Consider the following 13,060-nt stretch of genomic DNA (forward strand, 5'->3'; position numbering starts at 1 on the left):
GATGCCTGCCTCGTCTGAAGACGTTGCGCTAGATGGTGGATCGGGCTTTGTCGAGCAACGAGGGCTGCTGCAGCACCTCGTGCTTTTCGCCGACGCGACGCTCGGGACCCATATAGGCGGAATTGGTGTTGCGGCGCCGGTCCGGTCCGAAATAGGTCTTGGTCTTGATGAAGGGGCGGGGATTGGCGACCACGTTGAGGATGCGCTGATAGAGTCCCTTGGCCGAGATCGGCTTGGCCAGGAATTCGGTGACGCCGGCATCGCGCGCCACGGTGACGCGGCGCTTCTCGGAATGACCGGTCAGCATGATGATCGGCGCGTAGGGATTGCCCTTGGAGTCCGGCTGCCGGATCATCTGCGCGAGCTCGAGCCCGTCGAAGATCGGCATGGCCCAGTCGGTGATGACGATGTCGGGCACGTAATGGCTGTACATTTCGAGCGCGGTGGCGCCGTCCTCGGCCTCGTAGACCTCGCGCGCGCCAAAGGAATGCAGCAGCGTCCGCAGGATGCGGCGCATGTGCGGATTGTCGTCGCAGACGAGGAAGCGCAGCTTGTTGAAGTCGATGCGGAACATGACGCCCGGGCCAGAACGGTCAACCTTCGTTAACCATATCGTGGCGGGGGTTAACGAAGGGTTGCGAGCGAAGCGCCGGCGGCGGGCGGGGCGGCGGTTTCAGTAGCCGAACTGCTCGCGCAGGATGCGCTCTTCCAGGCTGTGGCCGGGGTCGAACAGCATGCGCATCGAGATGCTCTTGTCGGACAGGATCTCGACGCGCCGGACCCTGCGGACCTCCTCATGGTCGGCGACGGCCGCGACCGGACGCTTGTCGTCCTCCAGCACCTCGATCACCACATAGGCGGTGTTGGGCAGCAAAGCGCCGCGCCAGCGCCGCGGGCGGAAGGCGCTGATCGGGGTCAGCGCCAGAAGGGCGGCGTTGATCGGCAGGATCGGTCCCTGCGCCGACAGATTGTAGGCGGTCGAGCCGGCCGGCGTCGCCACAATGATCCCGTCGGCGATCAGCTCGGGCATGCGCTCGCGCTCGTCGATCAGGATCCGAAGGCGCGCCGCCTGGGAGGTCTGCCGGAACAGGTAAACCTCGTTGATGGCGTGGTGCAGATGAACGCGGTCGTTGACGTCGGTCGCGCGCATCAGGAGCGGATTGATCTCGGATTCATGCGCCGTCTCGAGCCGCGCGCGCAGATCGTGCGGCGAATACTCGTTCATCAGGAAGCCGACGGTGCCGCGGTGCATGCCGTAGATCGGCTTTCCCGTGCGCATGTTCTGGTGCAGCGTCTGCAGCATCAGCCCGTCGCCGCCGAGTGCGACCACGATATCGGCCTCTTTGGGATCGCAATTGCCATAATCCCTGGTGAGCTGGTCGAAGGCGGCCTGCGCCTCGCTGCTCGGGCTGGCGACGAAGGCGATGCGGTCGTATCGCTGGGGCTTTGTCATGGTGTCCGGGCAGGGCCGCTGGCTGGAGGAAGTTCCGCCGCGCTCGTCTATACGAGGTGGGCCTCCATTGTCGAGGACGACCGGCGCTCAAGGCAAACGGGGACTGCCCGCTCCTGGACAAAACCAGGGCGTTTCAGGTCCGATCGGCCTCCTTGCGAGCGCCGAACCAATGATCCCTAAACCGTCGCATTTTTCGCTAGGCTATCGACCTCGCCGGCGCTTGCGGCCGGGCTGGGAGGACGATCATGACCACGAAGGTGCGGGCGCTTCGCCGCGCGACTCTGGTGCTGGCGGTGTCGGCTTTCGCGCTTGCAGGATTTGCGTGCGCGGATGATCTGCCGCAGCCGCGCTCCGAGACGACAGCGCCCCCCGGTCAGAAGGGCGGCCGCGCCAGCGCCGCGCAAAGCGGACCACAGAGTTCGTCCTCGGCCGCAGAACTACATCGCCTCCCGCCGGATTCCACCACCAGGCAGACGCTCGATCTGCCCGGCCGCACCCTCAACTTCGCTGCGACGGCCGGCTCCATCCGCGTGTTCGACGGCAAGGGCGAGCCGCTGGCCGACATCGCCTATACGTCCTACCAGCTCGACGGCGCCGACCGTGCCTCGCGCCCGGTCACGTTCCTGTTCAACGGCGGTCCCGGCGCGTCCTCGGCATGGCTCCAGTTCGGCGCCGCCGGTCCGTGGCGGCTGCCGCTCGATGGCAATGCGCTGTCGCCGTCGGCCTCGCCTGAGGTGAAGCCGAACGCGGAGACCTGGCTCGACTTCACCGATCTCGTCTTCGTCGATCCCGTCAGCACCGGCTACAGTCGCTTCGTTGCGAGCGGCGAGGACGCGCGCAAATCGTTCTACTCCGTCGACGGCGACGCCAATGCGATCGCGCTCGTGATCCGCCGCTGGCTCGAGAAGCACGACCGGCTGACCTCGCCGAAATACGTCGCCGGCGAGAGCTATGGCGGCATTCGCGGGCCGAAGGTGGTGCGCCAGCTGCAGCTCCAGCATGGCGTCGGCGTCAGGGGCTTGATCCTGGTGTCGCCGCTGCTCGACTTCCGCGAATTCACCGGCACGAGCCTCCTGCAATATGTCGCGACTCTGCCGAGCTATGTGGCAGTGGCGCGCGAGGCCAAGGGCCCGGTCAAGCGCGCCGATCTCGCCGATGTCGAGGCTTACGCACGCGGCGAATTCCTGGCCGACCTGGTCAAGGGGCAGGCGGACAAGGAGGCCACCAATCGGCTTGCCGACAAGGTCGCCGAGCTCACCGGCATCGACCAGGCGGTGAGCCGCAGGCTCGCCGGCCGTTTCGACGTCGGTGAATTCCGCCGCGAATTCGACCGCAAGAACGCCAAGGTGACGGGACGTTACGATGCCTCGGTGCGCGGCTTCGATCCCTATCCGGATTCGAGCAGCTCGCGGTTCGGCGACCCCTCGGGCGATGCGCTCCAGGCCCCGCTGACGAGTGCTGCGGTTGACGTATTGACACGCAAGCTCAACTGGCGGCCGGACGGCTCATACGAAGTGCTGAACGGCACTGTGGAAGGTCACTGGGATTTCGGCCGCGGCATCAACCCGCCGCAATCGGTGACCGAGTTGCGCCAGATCCTCGCGACCGATGCCAAGCTGAACGTGCTGGTTACGCACGGCCTGTTCGACCTTGCCACGCCTTATTTCGGAACGAAGCGGGTGCTCGATCAACTGCCGGCTTTCGTGACGCAGCGCGTGAAGTTCGTCGTCTATCCCGGTGGCCACATGTTCTATTCGCAGGGCGGCTCGCGGCAGGCGTTGCGCAGCGAGGTCGAGGCGCTCATTCGGGAGTAGGTCGCCGCTTGCGCGGCTTGTATCGACGCGCGATCTCGCGTGCCACGGCTTTTTCGGGCTTCACGTTGGCGCCGGCGATCCAGATGTCGGTGATCCTCCCGCGCTTGTCGCGGACGCGCCGCACCGACTCGCCGTGACTTGAATAGCCCGCGGCCCAGGCGAGCTTGCCGATATCTCGGCCGGTGACCTCGATCTCTGCGGCGTCCATGAACGGGTTGTTGAATTGCGGATTGGCGACCAGCACACGGTTGCCCGCGGGGACGAGGTCGGTCGCGCCCCAGATCGTCCACCAGCGGCCGGTCCAGTCGCGCAGGCGCCGGTCGGCCACCCCGCGCGTCTTGAACACACGCAGGATCTGCATCGCGCCGTCCATCCAGAACGGTGCCGCGCCGTCGATGGAGTTGCTGAGGATACTGATCGAAAGCTCGCAGGCGGGAATGCAGCAGGTCCGCGAAATGTATCCCTGGAAGCCACCGCCATGGCCGAACCAGTCCCAGCCGTCGGTCTTGCCGGCGCTGACGCCGAGACCGTAATAGCCTTCGAAGCTCTGCGGGATGCGCCAATGATGGCGCGTCATCTCGCGGCGGCTTGCAGCCGACAGCACACTTCCTCTGGCGTTGGGCGCAAGCTGCGCGAAGAAGCGCGCGGTATCGCCGGCGGTCGCAACGAAGCCTGCGGCCGATGCCATCGCGCGCGCGGGATTGTCACCGGGGATCACGCAGCGCTCGCCGAACGGAACCTTTCGCGTGTGGCCGCGCGCGAACCGCGCGCCTTTGGGAAGGGGCGCGTCCGGCTCGGTCTCGCGCAGGTCCGCCGGCTCGACGATCTCGCGCTTGATCCAGACCGTGTAGGGCTCCTTCGTCACCGCTTCGATCACGAGTCCGATCAGGCCGAAGCCGTGATTGGAATATTTGAAGCGGGTGCCGGACTCGATTGCGGTCGGCTGCTTCAATTCCGCCATCAGCTCTTTCGCGTCGAGATAGGGGCGGCGGTCGATGAACTGGCCGGAATCGGCGCCGTCGCGCGTCAGCCCCGCGCTGTGCGACAGCACCTGTGCGATCGTTGTCTCGGCGACGCGCGGATGCAGTCCGCCGACATATTGGCCGACCGTGTCGTCGAGCCGGATCCTGCGCTGCTCGCGCAGCTTCATGACGCCGGCTGAGGTGAAGCTCTTGGAATGCGAGGCGATCCGGAAACGGTGGCGCGGGGTGAGCTTTTCGCCGGTGTCGAGATTGGCGAGGCCGAACGCACGTTCTGCGACGACCTCGCCGCGATGGGCGAAGGCGAGGATGACGCCTGGTTGTTGGATTGTGGTCAGCTGGAATTCGATCCAGGAGCCGATGTAGTCGATCGCGGATCGCAGCCACGGGTCCATTGCGCACCAATTTGCGAGGGAAGGTTGGTGCGAGAGGCTAGCCGAGAAAGCGGAACGGGCACAACCAGAAGGTTGTGCCCGTTCGCTTCATGCAAAGCTGCGATGTCGTCAGTAGACCAGCGTCGCGCCGGTCGGCTTGTCGAGCGCTGCGGCAAGAGAGCGATACTCGGAGCTGTCGGTGCCGGCGAGCGAGGCGATCTTGTTCAGATGATACTGCGCCTGTTCGCGGTTGCCCTGCTCGAGCTGCCAGAGGCCGTAATACTGCCAGGTGCGGACGTGGTTCGGATCGTCCTTCAGCGCCAGCTCGTAATAGGCCTTCGACGACTGGTAATCGCCGAGCTTGCGATAAGAGTAGCCGATCAGATTGGCGACGTCGGCGACGTCGTCGCGCTTCAGCGACTTCAACTGGCCGATCGCGCCGCTGTAGTCGTGGTTGTCGTAGATCGCAGTGTAGGCGGTGCGATAGGCCGCCAGGAACTTGGGATCACTGACGGATGAGCTCTTCTTCTTGCCCTTCTTGGCCGAACTGTCGGACTTCGGTGGCGGTGAGGGTTCATCGCTGCCGGCGGCATAGGCGCTGGTCAGCATCGGCCCGGCCGCCAGCGCCATCGAGACGAGTCCCGGCACCAGAAGCATTGAGAGTCTGCGCATTGATGTTCTCCCGTATGGAACGTGGCGATCCTACACGATTGCCCGAAGACCGAAACACCCATAGGGCAAAAACATTCCCGCTTCGCGCGATCTATTCGCCCCGTGGGGATGACAAACTTGTCATCGAGATGAACGGAAGCCTGTAAGGGCCTTCAGAACGGGTTCAGCGGGTGCCCCCTAGGCTCGCACCCACGATCGAGAGGTGACGAGGGTGCCGCCTCGAGATCCTTCCAAGAGGAGACCACCATGTTGAAGACCATTTCCGCAGCCTTGCTTGCAGCTTCCGTGATCGCAGCGCCGTCCTTTGCGGCCGAGGCCAGCAAGACCACCGGCACCGCACCGACGATCAAGGCGGACCAGAGCCAGACCAAGGCGGCGACCACTGCAGCCGACGTCAAGACGGATGCCAAGGTGGACGGCAAGTCGAGCGCAATGAATGCCAACGCCGCCGCCAAGCCCGACGAGCACAAGACCGCAGGCAAGCATCACCACCAGGACAAGCAGGTCTCTGAAAAGCAGTCACAGAAGGTGCAGCCGGACGTGACCAAGCCGGGAACGACCGACAAGCGCAACTGACGACTGATCCTGCGCGGCGGCATCCCGACATTGCCCCGCCGCCGCGTGCGGAATCCAGGGCCCGGCCCGTTCGTCATGCCTCGTGCGGAAGCCGAGGTGTCGGCGGCGGGCCGGTGCGCCATTGCGCCGCTGCAAGCGAATTCCCTTCGCCCAGGGTTGGGGCTAGAACGTGCTCTGGTCTGATCGAGCGGAGAGCGGGGCCCGTGGGGCGGTTGGCGAGATGTGCGGTGATCCTGGCGTTGCCCTTTGCGCTTGCGGCATGTCTCGGCACCGGCAGTGACCGGCCGTCACTCTGGGGTGGGGGCCAAGCCGGAGGCCCGCAGCCGTTTCCGGACAATTTCCGCAGCGACACGCTGGCTCTGATGCGGACCTATCTCAACAACCCGGTCGGCGTGCGCGAGGCCAGCATGGCCGAGCCGGTGCAGCGCGAGGTCGGCGGCCGGCAGTTCTATGTGAGCTGTCTGCATTTCACCCCGCGCGAGACCGATGGCAGCTACAAGGCCATGCGCGAGCGAGCCGTGATCTTCGTCAACGGGCGGGCCGATCGTGTCGTCGACCGGACGAACGAGCTCTGCGCCGGCGCGGTTTACGTACCCTTTCCGGAACTGGAAAAGATGACGCGGTAGCGCAAAGACCGCTTTCATCGCCTCGTGGTACGACAGACCACGCCGGAGCCGCTGGATCACATTTCGGCGAGCTTTGAACGGGGTGGTCTCGGCTTGCGACAAATCGTTACGGCAGGCCTCGCGCAGGCGACAGAAACAGTCGGCGCAGGGTCGCGGGACGGAACAAAATCGCGTTGTTGCCACCCCGTCACAGTAGCGAACGATCAACGTTCCGGCATTGCCGCGAAGCAACCCAATTCACGCCACGTTGTTTCCTGAGTGTCGTAGATGAAAGAACGGGGATGATCATGAAATCGATTTTGCTGGGCGCAGTCGCTCTGCTCGCGCTGGCCGGACCGGCCGCAGCAGCCGACATGCAGCCGCGCCCTTACACCAAGGCGCCGGCCTATACGCCGCCGCAGGTGATCTATAACTGGACCGGCTTTTACATCGGCGGCCATGTCGGCGGCGCCTTTGCCGGCGACAGCAGCTTCCAGTCCAGCGACGCCCGCTTCCTGGGCGGCGTGCAGGGCGGCTTCGACTACCAGTTCGCGCCCAACTGGGTGGTGGGCATCGAGGCCCAGTATTCCTGGCTGCCGACCAACAACAACGGTGCGACGTTCCCGCTGGGCACGCAGGTGACCTCCAACACCGACCAGCTCGGGTCGGTGACCGGCCGCATTGGCTACACCTGGGGTCCGGCGCTGCTCTACGCCAAGGGCGGTTACGCCTGGCGCAATGGCGGCCTGGGCGTCAACGTCGCCGGCGTGCCGCAGACCTTCACGGCCACCGGCAACAACAAGGACGGCTACACCGTCGGCGCCGGCCTCGAATATATGTTCGCGCCGAACTGGTCGGCCAAGGCCGAGTATCAGTACTATAATTTCGGCAGCACCACCTTCACCTCCGGTCCGGCCGACATCGTCGGCGTCCGCGGCCGGGAGGACGAGCATACCGTCAAGGCCGGTGTGAACTACCGCTTCGGCTGGGGCGGGCCGGCAGCCTCGCGCTACTGACCGCCTTCCGCGAGATCTCGCTCTGACAAAAGGCCGGCTCTGCCGGCCTTTCGTTTGCCCGCCGCCCCCTTCGCCAGCCCTGTGTTTGCAATGCGTGAACCATCTGGCGCGTCATTTGCAGGCAAACAGTCCAGCGCGCGCCTTCTCACGCGCGTCATGGGATTGGCGTAAAGCAAAAATAATTTTTGCCGCTTACGGAACTCGCGCTCCGGAACGCGTTATAGAGAATTACCGGGCTGGTGGGACGACGGACATGCGTATCTTGGTGTCGGTAGTGGTGCTCTCGTGGTTCGCCTGTCTGCCGTGCTCTGCACAGGCAATCCTCAGATCCGAGCCTTTGGTGCTGGCACCTTACGAGGTGGCTTTCGTCAAGGACGCGGCCTGTCCGTCGGGCAAGGTGATGAAGGTGACCGGGGCCATCCGCGGGCTGCATCGCCGCAAGGCCTGCGTGTCGCTGCCTGGCGAGCAGGCCTCGCTGGTAGCCGCAACGCCCTGACCCTCTCGGACTTGCTCCGGCAGAACCTCAAGAATTCAACTCGAGCTCCATCCCGGACTGGCGTTCGGCCTCAGCCTTGTTTTTGGCGGGGTCCTCGCCCTGGGCGGCCCGGCAGGGCTTGATCTCGTAGTCATTATCGAGCACCCGGCGCGGCCCCGGGCGATCCTCGTCGGCGCCGACATCCACGACCAGGCCGCTGCGGTGGGCGAGCTTCCAGACGTCGGTTTCGCTCGGATAGGCCTTGCTGATCTGGGCGTCGTTGCAAAACAAGGCGTAGGGCATTCTTCCCGCTCCCGGAAAGCGCGTTAACAACCTCATCTACCAATGGGTTCCAGGTTGCCGTTCGTCGATCACGGATCCGTGATCGACCTTACGGGCCCTGAGTCCTTAACGAGTCCTGAATCGCGAAAAAAAGAATCCCTGGGACTCGTTTGGCGGAATCAGCGGATGTTTCCGCCATGACGAGCGACCTGAAGACCTCCTGTGGGCACATGCTCCTGCCGCTAACGCTGGCGCTATTCGGCGCCTGCGCGGCCAATCTTTGGCTGGTGTGGTCTTGGTTATAGGTCCTGGCTGCAGGCCCCTGACGGGAGGCGGCGTTATTTCTTGACCAGTGGGCCCGAGGCGTCGCGGATGGCGGCGCGCAATTTGGTCAGGGTACTGGCACAGTATTCCTCGCGCTCACGCTCGAACCGCTCCTGATGCTTGCGGAAATTGGCAATGCGGGCCTGCATCTCGGTGCGGACGTCACTGCTCGCTCGCGGCGGCGAAAGCTGGATGGGCTGAGACTGAGGAGGGGGCTCGGGCGGCTTGATCTCGACCCTGAAGGCCTCGATCGCGACGGTTGCCGCAGGAGAATCCAGCGGAGCGTCCGGCCGAAGGACGTCATCCTTCTTGCCGGTCACCGATTGGACGAAGGCCATCGTCTGCGCGATCAGTGCGTCGCGCTCGCTGATCCACTTCATGGTCCACCTCAGCCGTGCCCCATTCCAGCAAAGCGGCTGCGCCGAATCAAGGTCTCTTGCAAGGGATTGCATATTTTTCCCGATCGCCCGACATTGGACGGATGGACGCCGAAGACGAACGGGTGGACGAAGCGGAGGGCCTGAGGCTCATCCGCGCGTTCCTGTCGCTGCCGCCCGCCAAGCGGGCGGAGGTGATCGCGTTCGTGGAGGAATTGGCGCGGGTTCATGGCCAGCCCGGGGAGGGCACGAAGGTGTCGCCGAGGTGAGCGCTATCGCTGGCGCGGGTTGACGTTGAGCTCGAACGGCGCGCCGACCACCCGAACCGGTGTCTGAACGTTGACGTCGCTCGCCACCCTCACGTCGGCCGGTCTTTCGGGGGCAGAGCCAAGAGCAGGTCCAGGCACGGGGTCGAAAAGCGTCAACGTGCCGGCCACGGCGCCACAGCACAGTGTCACCGCCGTCAGCAGAAAGATGTTCCGGTTTTCTTCTTGGATACGCATGCCTCCAGAACGACTGATGCCTGCTTTTGGTTCCGGTCCGGCCCTATGGTCCTGTATGGTGTGCCCGCGCGGAATTTCCATTCGGGTCCCAACCGATGATCGCCAACCGTCGACCCGTGCTCGCCCACGAACGTTTCCTCGCCGACCGCGATAATTTCGCGGGCCTCGATCTCGCTGCGCGGTTCGAGCGGATCGAGCGGACGAACCTTTGGGGCGCTGCCAGCTCGGTGTCGGGCCTCGGCTCGGAGGATACCGCCACGGCTGCGATCCGGGAGGCGCTTCCGCCGTTGCTCCAACGGCTCGGCGTGCGCTCGCTGCTCGATGCGCCCTGCGGCGATGCGGGCTGGATCGGACGCATCAAGCTCGACCTCGACTATATCGGCATCGACATCGTGCCGTCGCTGATCGAAGCCAACAACCGGCGTGTGGCGGGCGGCGAATTGGCCGGCCGATTCCTGGTTGCCGACATCACGCGCGATGCGCTGCCGCGTGCCGATCTGATTCTATGCCGGGATTGCCTGGTGCATTTGAGTTTTCGGAACATCGCCGGCGTCACCGCGCGCTTTCGCGAGAGCGGCGCGCAATTCCTGCTCGCCACGACGTTTCCGGAGTGGGAGGACAATCGCGATTGCGAGGATGGCGACTGGCGTGCGCTCGACATGACGAAGGCGCCGTTCAATTGGCCGGTGCCGCACACGTTGATCGACGAGCGCTGCGAAGAGGGCGACGGCGGCTGGCGCGACAAGAGCCTCGGGCTGTGGCGGCTGGACGAGTTGCCGGATCGCGTCTGCATGACCACGAACGTGTGACAGAAGCGGTGCGACGTCGAGCGCATCCGCCATCGGGCCGAAGCGCGCGGGCTGAGACCTGGGCCTGCCTTTCGTCGTCGTCGATGTCTTCAGCTACGCCGCTTTCCTGCGGGGCTTCGGCTTTGCCTTCTTGTCGAGCAAGGCTGTCTCTGCTGCCGGGCGCGCGCCCGGACCAGGATGGACATGAACCTCCTTGGCCGAAAGCGGCTCGCCGCATTCCGAGCACACCATCACGGGGTCGAACATCTTGCCGCATTTGCGGTGCTCATGCAGAAGGGGCCGCCCACGTTCGTCGACCATATGGGTGTCGCCCCAATGCACCAGCGCCATCATGATCGGATAGAGGTCGAGGCCCTTCTGCGTCAGGATGTACTCGTGGCGTTTGGGCGATTCCTGATAGGGAATGCGGCGCAGGACGCCTTGCCGAACCAGCTTTTTCAGCCGCTCTGCGAGCAGATGGCGCGTGATTCCCAGCGCTGACTGAAAGCCCTCGAAACGGCGCGTCCGCAGAAAGCATTCGCGGAGAATAAGAAGCGTCCAGCGGTCACCGATCACCCCGATGGTGCGAGCCATCGAACATGGCTCTGCCTCAAGCTCATCCCATTTCATTCCTGCTCTCCGGTCGACCGGTGCCCGTTCCACTCGCATTCGGGAAAGGGCTGCGCCGCCATACCATTCTAGATAGGTACTAAAGTTGATACAATACCCCCGCCGGTCCCATCAAACCCCAAGCATTCAGGTGGATTTGACAGTTCGATTTTAGAACTATAAGACCGAGTAGCCTGCGCTCGGCCTAGAAGATCACCGGACCATCGTTGCACTCTGCGGGAGGAACTGACATGTCTCTGAAGGTTGAATTTCTGTTCGATTTCGGCAGTCCAAACGCTTATCTCGCGGAATTGGCCCTTCCGGGAATCGAACGGCGCACCGGCGTGAAATTCGATTACGTCCCGATCCTGCTCGGCGGCATCTTCAAGGCGACGGGCAACATGTCCCCGTTCGAATCCCTTCAAGGCATCAAGAATAAGCCGGAATACCAGGCGCTGGAGACACAGCGCTTCATTCGCCGCCACAATGCAACGAAGTTCCGGACCAATCCGTTCTTTCCGGTCAATACGCTGATGTTGATGCGCGGCGCCGTGGCGGCGCAGCTCGAAGGCGTGTTCGAGCCCTATTTCCGCGCGGCCTACCACCACATGTGGGAGGAGCCGAAGAAGATGGATGATCTCGAAACCTACCGAAAGGCATTCACCTCCTCAGGGGTCGATATCGATCGGTTGCTTGCGCGTGCGCAGCAGGACGACGTCAAGAAGGGGTTGATCGATCGGACCACCGACGCGGTCAACCGCGGCGCATTCGGCTCGCCGACCTTCTTCGTTGGAAAGGAAATGTTCTTCGGCAAGGACCAGCTCCGCGATGTCGAGGAGTCGATCGTCGAGCAGATCGGCCAGCCCGTTTCGAAGACGGCCTAGGGACAGAACCTGAAGCCTGCAGAGCCGGACGGATATCCGGCGCCTGCAGGGGCGAAAAATCCGGTCGGCCTCATAACAAAACCAAATCGAGGGAGAGAGATCATGCCCGGTCCACTCAACGGCGTCCGTGTCCTCGATCTGACAGGTGTGGTGTCGGGCCCGTTCGCGACCATGTTTCTGGCGGATCAGGGCGCCGACGTCCTGAAGATCGAGCCGATCGGCGGTGATATTACACGCCGGAGCCGTGCGACGATCGACAAGGACGGTGAGTTTTCGGCCCTGTTCATTTCGTCAAACCGCGGCAAACGCTCGCTGTCGATCGACGTCAAGAGCGCGGCTGGCCGAGAGGTTCTCGCCAAGCTGGTCGCGCAGGCGGATGTCCTGGTGCAGAATTTCCGGCCCGGCACCATGGAGCGTCTCGGTCTCGGCGTCGAAGAGTTGCGCCAGCGCCATCCGCGCCTGATCTATGTGTCGATCAGCGGTGTTGGTGACACCGGACCCTATGTGAAGAAGCGCGTTTACGACCCGATCATTCAGGGGCTCTCGGGCTTTGCCGATATCCAGTCGCAGCCGGTCACCAACCGTCCGCAGATGATCCGTACCATCGTATGCGACAAGACCACCGCCGTGTTCACCGCCCAGGCGGTCGCAGCGGCGCTCTATGCCCGCGAGAAGACAGGGCGGGGCGACCACATTCAGGTCGCTATGCTGGATGCGATGATCTCGTATCTGTGGCCCGAGGGCATGATGCAATACACGGTGGTGGGTGCCGAGGCCGCAGCTGCCGATCCCAACGATCGCCCCGATCTCGTGTTCAAGACCAGCGACGGCTACATCACCGCCGGTACCATTTCCGATTCTGAATGGCAGGGCTTTTGCAAGGCGTCCGGCGATCCCGAGCTTGCCAACGATCCCCGGTTTGCGACGCCTGCGGCGCGTTCGGTCAACGCCACGGCACGCATCAACAAAATGGCGGAGTATATCGGCCAGCACACCACCGCCGAATGGCTGGAACGCCTGGATGCCGCCGATGTCCCTTGCTCGCCGATCCTGCGGCGAGGCGAGATCATCCACAATGAACAGGTGGTCGCGCGCGAGATCATCGCGGAGTTCGATCAACCCAAGGTCGGTCGGGTGCGTCAGCCAAAGCCGGCAGCGCGCTTTGCAATCAACGAGGCCGTGATCGGTGGACCTGCTCCCAGGGTCGGCGAGCACTCCCGCGACGTGTTGCGCGAGCTGGGTTACGACGACAGCGCCATCGACAAGATGGTCGCCGAGCGCAGCGTACGCGTCGCGGTCTAGCCGCGAAGCCCGTTGGCAGTGGTCTT

At 64.0% G+C, this 13,060-nt stretch carries 17 protein-coding genes; 9 read left to right on the forward strand and 8 right to left on the reverse strand.

Annotation, left to right across the window (positions count from 1 at the left end; all coding sequences use genetic code 11):
- Positions 1-28 precede the first annotated feature (28 nt).
- Both ACFDR6_RS27975 and ACFDR6_RS27980 read right to left on the reverse strand, forming a co-directional pair.
- Positions 29-574: a response regulator gene (locus tag ACFDR6_RS27975; protein ID WP_212092297.1), complete on the reverse strand. Its 546-nt coding sequence runs from the start codon at positions 572-574 to the stop codon at positions 29-31.
- 99 nt (positions 575-673) lie between these two features.
- Positions 674-1,453, reverse strand: coding sequence for an NAD kinase (locus ACFDR6_RS27980; RefSeq protein ID WP_317243538.1), 780 nt, complete (start codon positions 1,451-1,453; stop codon positions 674-676).
- 245 nt (positions 1,454-1,698) lie between these two features.
- Here ACFDR6_RS27980 and ACFDR6_RS27985 point away from each other — a divergent pair, with 245 nt between their 5' ends.
- On the forward strand, positions 1,699-3,267 hold the full coding sequence (locus tag ACFDR6_RS27985) for a S10 family peptidase (protein WP_375860257.1): 1,569 nt from the start codon (positions 1,699-1,701) through the stop codon (positions 3,265-3,267).
- Here the strand turns inward: ACFDR6_RS27985 and ACFDR6_RS27990 are convergent.
- Both ACFDR6_RS27990 and ACFDR6_RS27995 read right to left on the reverse strand, forming a co-directional pair.
- On the reverse strand, positions 3,254-4,642 hold the full coding sequence (locus ACFDR6_RS27990) for a serine hydrolase domain-containing protein (protein WP_375860258.1): 1,389 nt from the start codon (positions 4,640-4,642) through the stop codon (positions 3,254-3,256). The two genes, ACFDR6_RS27985 and ACFDR6_RS27990, sit on opposite strands and share 14 nt — an antisense overlap.
- A gap of 108 nt (positions 4,643-4,750) precedes the next feature.
- On the reverse strand, positions 4,751-5,293 hold the full coding sequence (locus ACFDR6_RS27995) for a tetratricopeptide repeat protein (protein ID WP_212092293.1): 543 nt from the start codon (positions 5,291-5,293) through the stop codon (positions 4,751-4,753).
- A gap of 246 nt (positions 5,294-5,539) precedes the next feature.
- Between ACFDR6_RS27995 and ACFDR6_RS28000 the strand changes: the two genes are divergently transcribed.
- The 4 genes from ACFDR6_RS28000 to ACFDR6_RS28015 all read left to right on the forward strand — a co-directional run bounded on the left by ACFDR6_RS28000 (position 5,540) and on the right by ACFDR6_RS28015 (position 7,986).
- Positions 5,540-5,869, forward strand: coding sequence for a His-rich protein BRANT (locus ACFDR6_RS28000; protein WP_212092292.1), 330 nt, complete (start codon positions 5,540-5,542; stop codon positions 5,867-5,869).
- 230 nt (positions 5,870-6,099) lie between these two features.
- Positions 6,100-6,495: a hypothetical protein gene (locus ACFDR6_RS28005; RefSeq protein WP_375860398.1), complete on the forward strand. Its 396-nt coding sequence runs from the start codon at positions 6,100-6,102 to the stop codon at positions 6,493-6,495.
- 287 nt (positions 6,496-6,782) lie between these two features.
- Complete coding sequence (locus tag ACFDR6_RS28010) at positions 6,783-7,490, forward strand: outer membrane protein (protein WP_212092291.1); 708 nt, start codon at positions 6,783-6,785, stop codon at positions 7,488-7,490.
- A gap of 253 nt (positions 7,491-7,743) precedes the next feature.
- The gene (locus ACFDR6_RS28015) at positions 7,744-7,986 is read left to right on the forward strand and encodes a hypothetical protein (RefSeq protein ID WP_375860260.1); all 243 of its coding nucleotides are present in this window, start codon (positions 7,744-7,746) and stop codon (positions 7,984-7,986) included.
- 27 nt (positions 7,987-8,013) lie between these two features.
- On the opposite strand, the gene ACFDR6_RS28020 is transcribed toward ACFDR6_RS28015, so the two are convergent.
- Both ACFDR6_RS28020 and ACFDR6_RS28025 read right to left on the reverse strand, forming a co-directional pair.
- Complete coding sequence (locus tag ACFDR6_RS28020; RefSeq protein ID WP_212092289.1) at positions 8,014-8,268, reverse strand: hypothetical protein; 255 nt, start codon at positions 8,266-8,268, stop codon at positions 8,014-8,016.
- A gap of 317 nt (positions 8,269-8,585) precedes the next feature.
- Complete coding sequence (locus tag ACFDR6_RS28025) at positions 8,586-8,951, reverse strand: hypothetical protein (protein ID WP_212092288.1); 366 nt, start codon at positions 8,949-8,951, stop codon at positions 8,586-8,588.
- Between the two features lie 101 nt (positions 8,952-9,052).
- On the opposite strand from ACFDR6_RS28025, the gene ACFDR6_RS28030 reads away from it, so the two are divergent.
- On the forward strand, positions 9,053-9,217 hold the full coding sequence (locus ACFDR6_RS28030; RefSeq protein ID WP_375860262.1) for a hypothetical protein: 165 nt from the start codon (positions 9,053-9,055) through the stop codon (positions 9,215-9,217).
- 3 nt (positions 9,218-9,220) lie between these two features.
- Here ACFDR6_RS28030 and ACFDR6_RS28035 read toward each other — a convergent pair whose 3' ends face one another.
- Positions 9,221-9,451 carry a hypothetical protein gene (locus ACFDR6_RS28035; RefSeq protein ID WP_249153821.1) on the reverse strand — a complete coding sequence of 77 codons (231 nt, stop codon included), beginning with the start codon at positions 9,449-9,451 and terminating at the stop codon, positions 9,221-9,223.
- A gap of 95 nt (positions 9,452-9,546) precedes the next feature.
- Between ACFDR6_RS28035 and ACFDR6_RS28040 the strand changes: the two genes are divergently transcribed.
- Positions 9,547-10,260, forward strand: coding sequence for a class I SAM-dependent methyltransferase (locus ACFDR6_RS28040; RefSeq protein ID WP_375860264.1), 714 nt, complete (start codon positions 9,547-9,549; stop codon positions 10,258-10,260).
- A 93-nt stretch (positions 10,261-10,353) separates the two neighbouring features.
- Here ACFDR6_RS28040 and ACFDR6_RS28045 read toward each other — a convergent pair whose 3' ends face one another.
- Positions 10,354-10,869: a winged helix-turn-helix transcriptional regulator gene (locus ACFDR6_RS28045; RefSeq protein ID WP_212092286.1), complete on the reverse strand. Its 516-nt coding sequence runs from the start codon at positions 10,867-10,869 to the stop codon at positions 10,354-10,356.
- Between the two features lie 230 nt (positions 10,870-11,099).
- Between ACFDR6_RS28045 and ACFDR6_RS28050 the strand changes: the two genes are divergently transcribed.
- Together ACFDR6_RS28050 and ACFDR6_RS28055 are read left to right on the forward strand one after the other, a co-directional pair.
- Entirely contained in the window at positions 11,100-11,732 is a 633-nt protein-coding gene (locus ACFDR6_RS28050) for a 2-hydroxychromene-2-carboxylate isomerase (protein WP_212092285.1), read from the forward strand.
- A 102-nt stretch (positions 11,733-11,834) separates the two neighbouring features.
- Positions 11,835-13,034 (forward strand): CaiB/BaiF CoA transferase family protein, encoded by a 1,200-nt coding sequence (locus tag ACFDR6_RS28055; RefSeq protein ID WP_212092284.1) that lies wholly within the window; start codon positions 11,835-11,837, stop codon positions 13,032-13,034.
- The last annotated feature ends 26 nt before the right edge of the window (positions 13,035-13,060 follow it).

The sequence above is a fragment of the Bradyrhizobium tunisiense genome (assembly GCF_042263385.1).
GTDB classification, from domain to species: domain Bacteria; phylum Pseudomonadota; class Alphaproteobacteria; order Rhizobiales; family Xanthobacteraceae; genus Bradyrhizobium; species Bradyrhizobium tunisiense.

Bases quoted from the DNA above. Each gene is read 5' to 3' on its own strand.
- ACFDR6_RS27975 (WP_212092297.1), bottom strand. From the start codon at position 574: ATGTTCCGCATCGACTTCAACAAGCTGCGCTTCCTCGTCTGCGACGAC.
- ACFDR6_RS28045 (WP_212092286.1), bottom strand. From the start codon at position 10,869: ATGAAATGGGATGAGCTTGAGGCAGAGCCATGTTCGATGGCTCGCACC.
- ACFDR6_RS28020 (WP_212092289.1), bottom strand. From the start codon at position 8,268: ATGCCCTACGCCTTGTTTTGCAACGACGCCCAGATCAGCAAGGCCTAT.
- ACFDR6_RS28000 (WP_212092292.1), top strand. From the start codon at position 5,540: ATGTTGAAGACCATTTCCGCAGCCTTGCTTGCAGCTTCCGTGATCGCA.
- ACFDR6_RS28040 (WP_375860264.1), top strand. From the start codon at position 9,547: ATGATCGCCAACCGTCGACCCGTGCTCGCCCACGAACGTTTCCTCGCC.
- ACFDR6_RS27980 (WP_317243538.1), bottom strand. From the start codon at position 1,453: ATGACAAAGCCCCAGCGATACGACCGCATCGCCTTCGTCGCCAGCCCG.
- ACFDR6_RS28010 (WP_212092291.1), top strand. From the start codon at position 6,783: ATGAAATCGATTTTGCTGGGCGCAGTCGCTCTGCTCGCGCTGGCCGGA.
- ACFDR6_RS28055 (WP_212092284.1), top strand. From the start codon at position 11,835: ATGCCCGGTCCACTCAACGGCGTCCGTGTCCTCGATCTGACAGGTGTG.
- ACFDR6_RS27985 (WP_375860257.1), top strand. From the start codon at position 1,699: ATGACCACGAAGGTGCGGGCGCTTCGCCGCGCGACTCTGGTGCTGGCG.
- ACFDR6_RS27995 (WP_212092293.1), bottom strand. From the start codon at position 5,293: ATGCGCAGACTCTCAATGCTTCTGGTGCCGGGACTCGTCTCGATGGCG.
- ACFDR6_RS28025 (WP_212092288.1), bottom strand. From the start codon at position 8,951: ATGAAGTGGATCAGCGAGCGCGACGCACTGATCGCGCAGACGATGGCC.
- ACFDR6_RS28030 (WP_375860262.1), top strand. From the start codon at position 9,053: ATGGACGCCGAAGACGAACGGGTGGACGAAGCGGAGGGCCTGAGGCTC.
- ACFDR6_RS28050 (WP_212092285.1), top strand. From the start codon at position 11,100: ATGTCTCTGAAGGTTGAATTTCTGTTCGATTTCGGCAGTCCAAACGCT.
- ACFDR6_RS28035 (WP_249153821.1), bottom strand. From the start codon at position 9,451: ATGCGTATCCAAGAAGAAAACCGGAACATCTTTCTGCTGACGGCGGTG.
- ACFDR6_RS27990 (WP_375860258.1), bottom strand. From the start codon at position 4,642: ATGGACCCGTGGCTGCGATCCGCGATCGACTACATCGGCTCCTGGATC.
- ACFDR6_RS28015 (WP_375860260.1), top strand. From the start codon at position 7,744: ATGCGTATCTTGGTGTCGGTAGTGGTGCTCTCGTGGTTCGCCTGTCTG.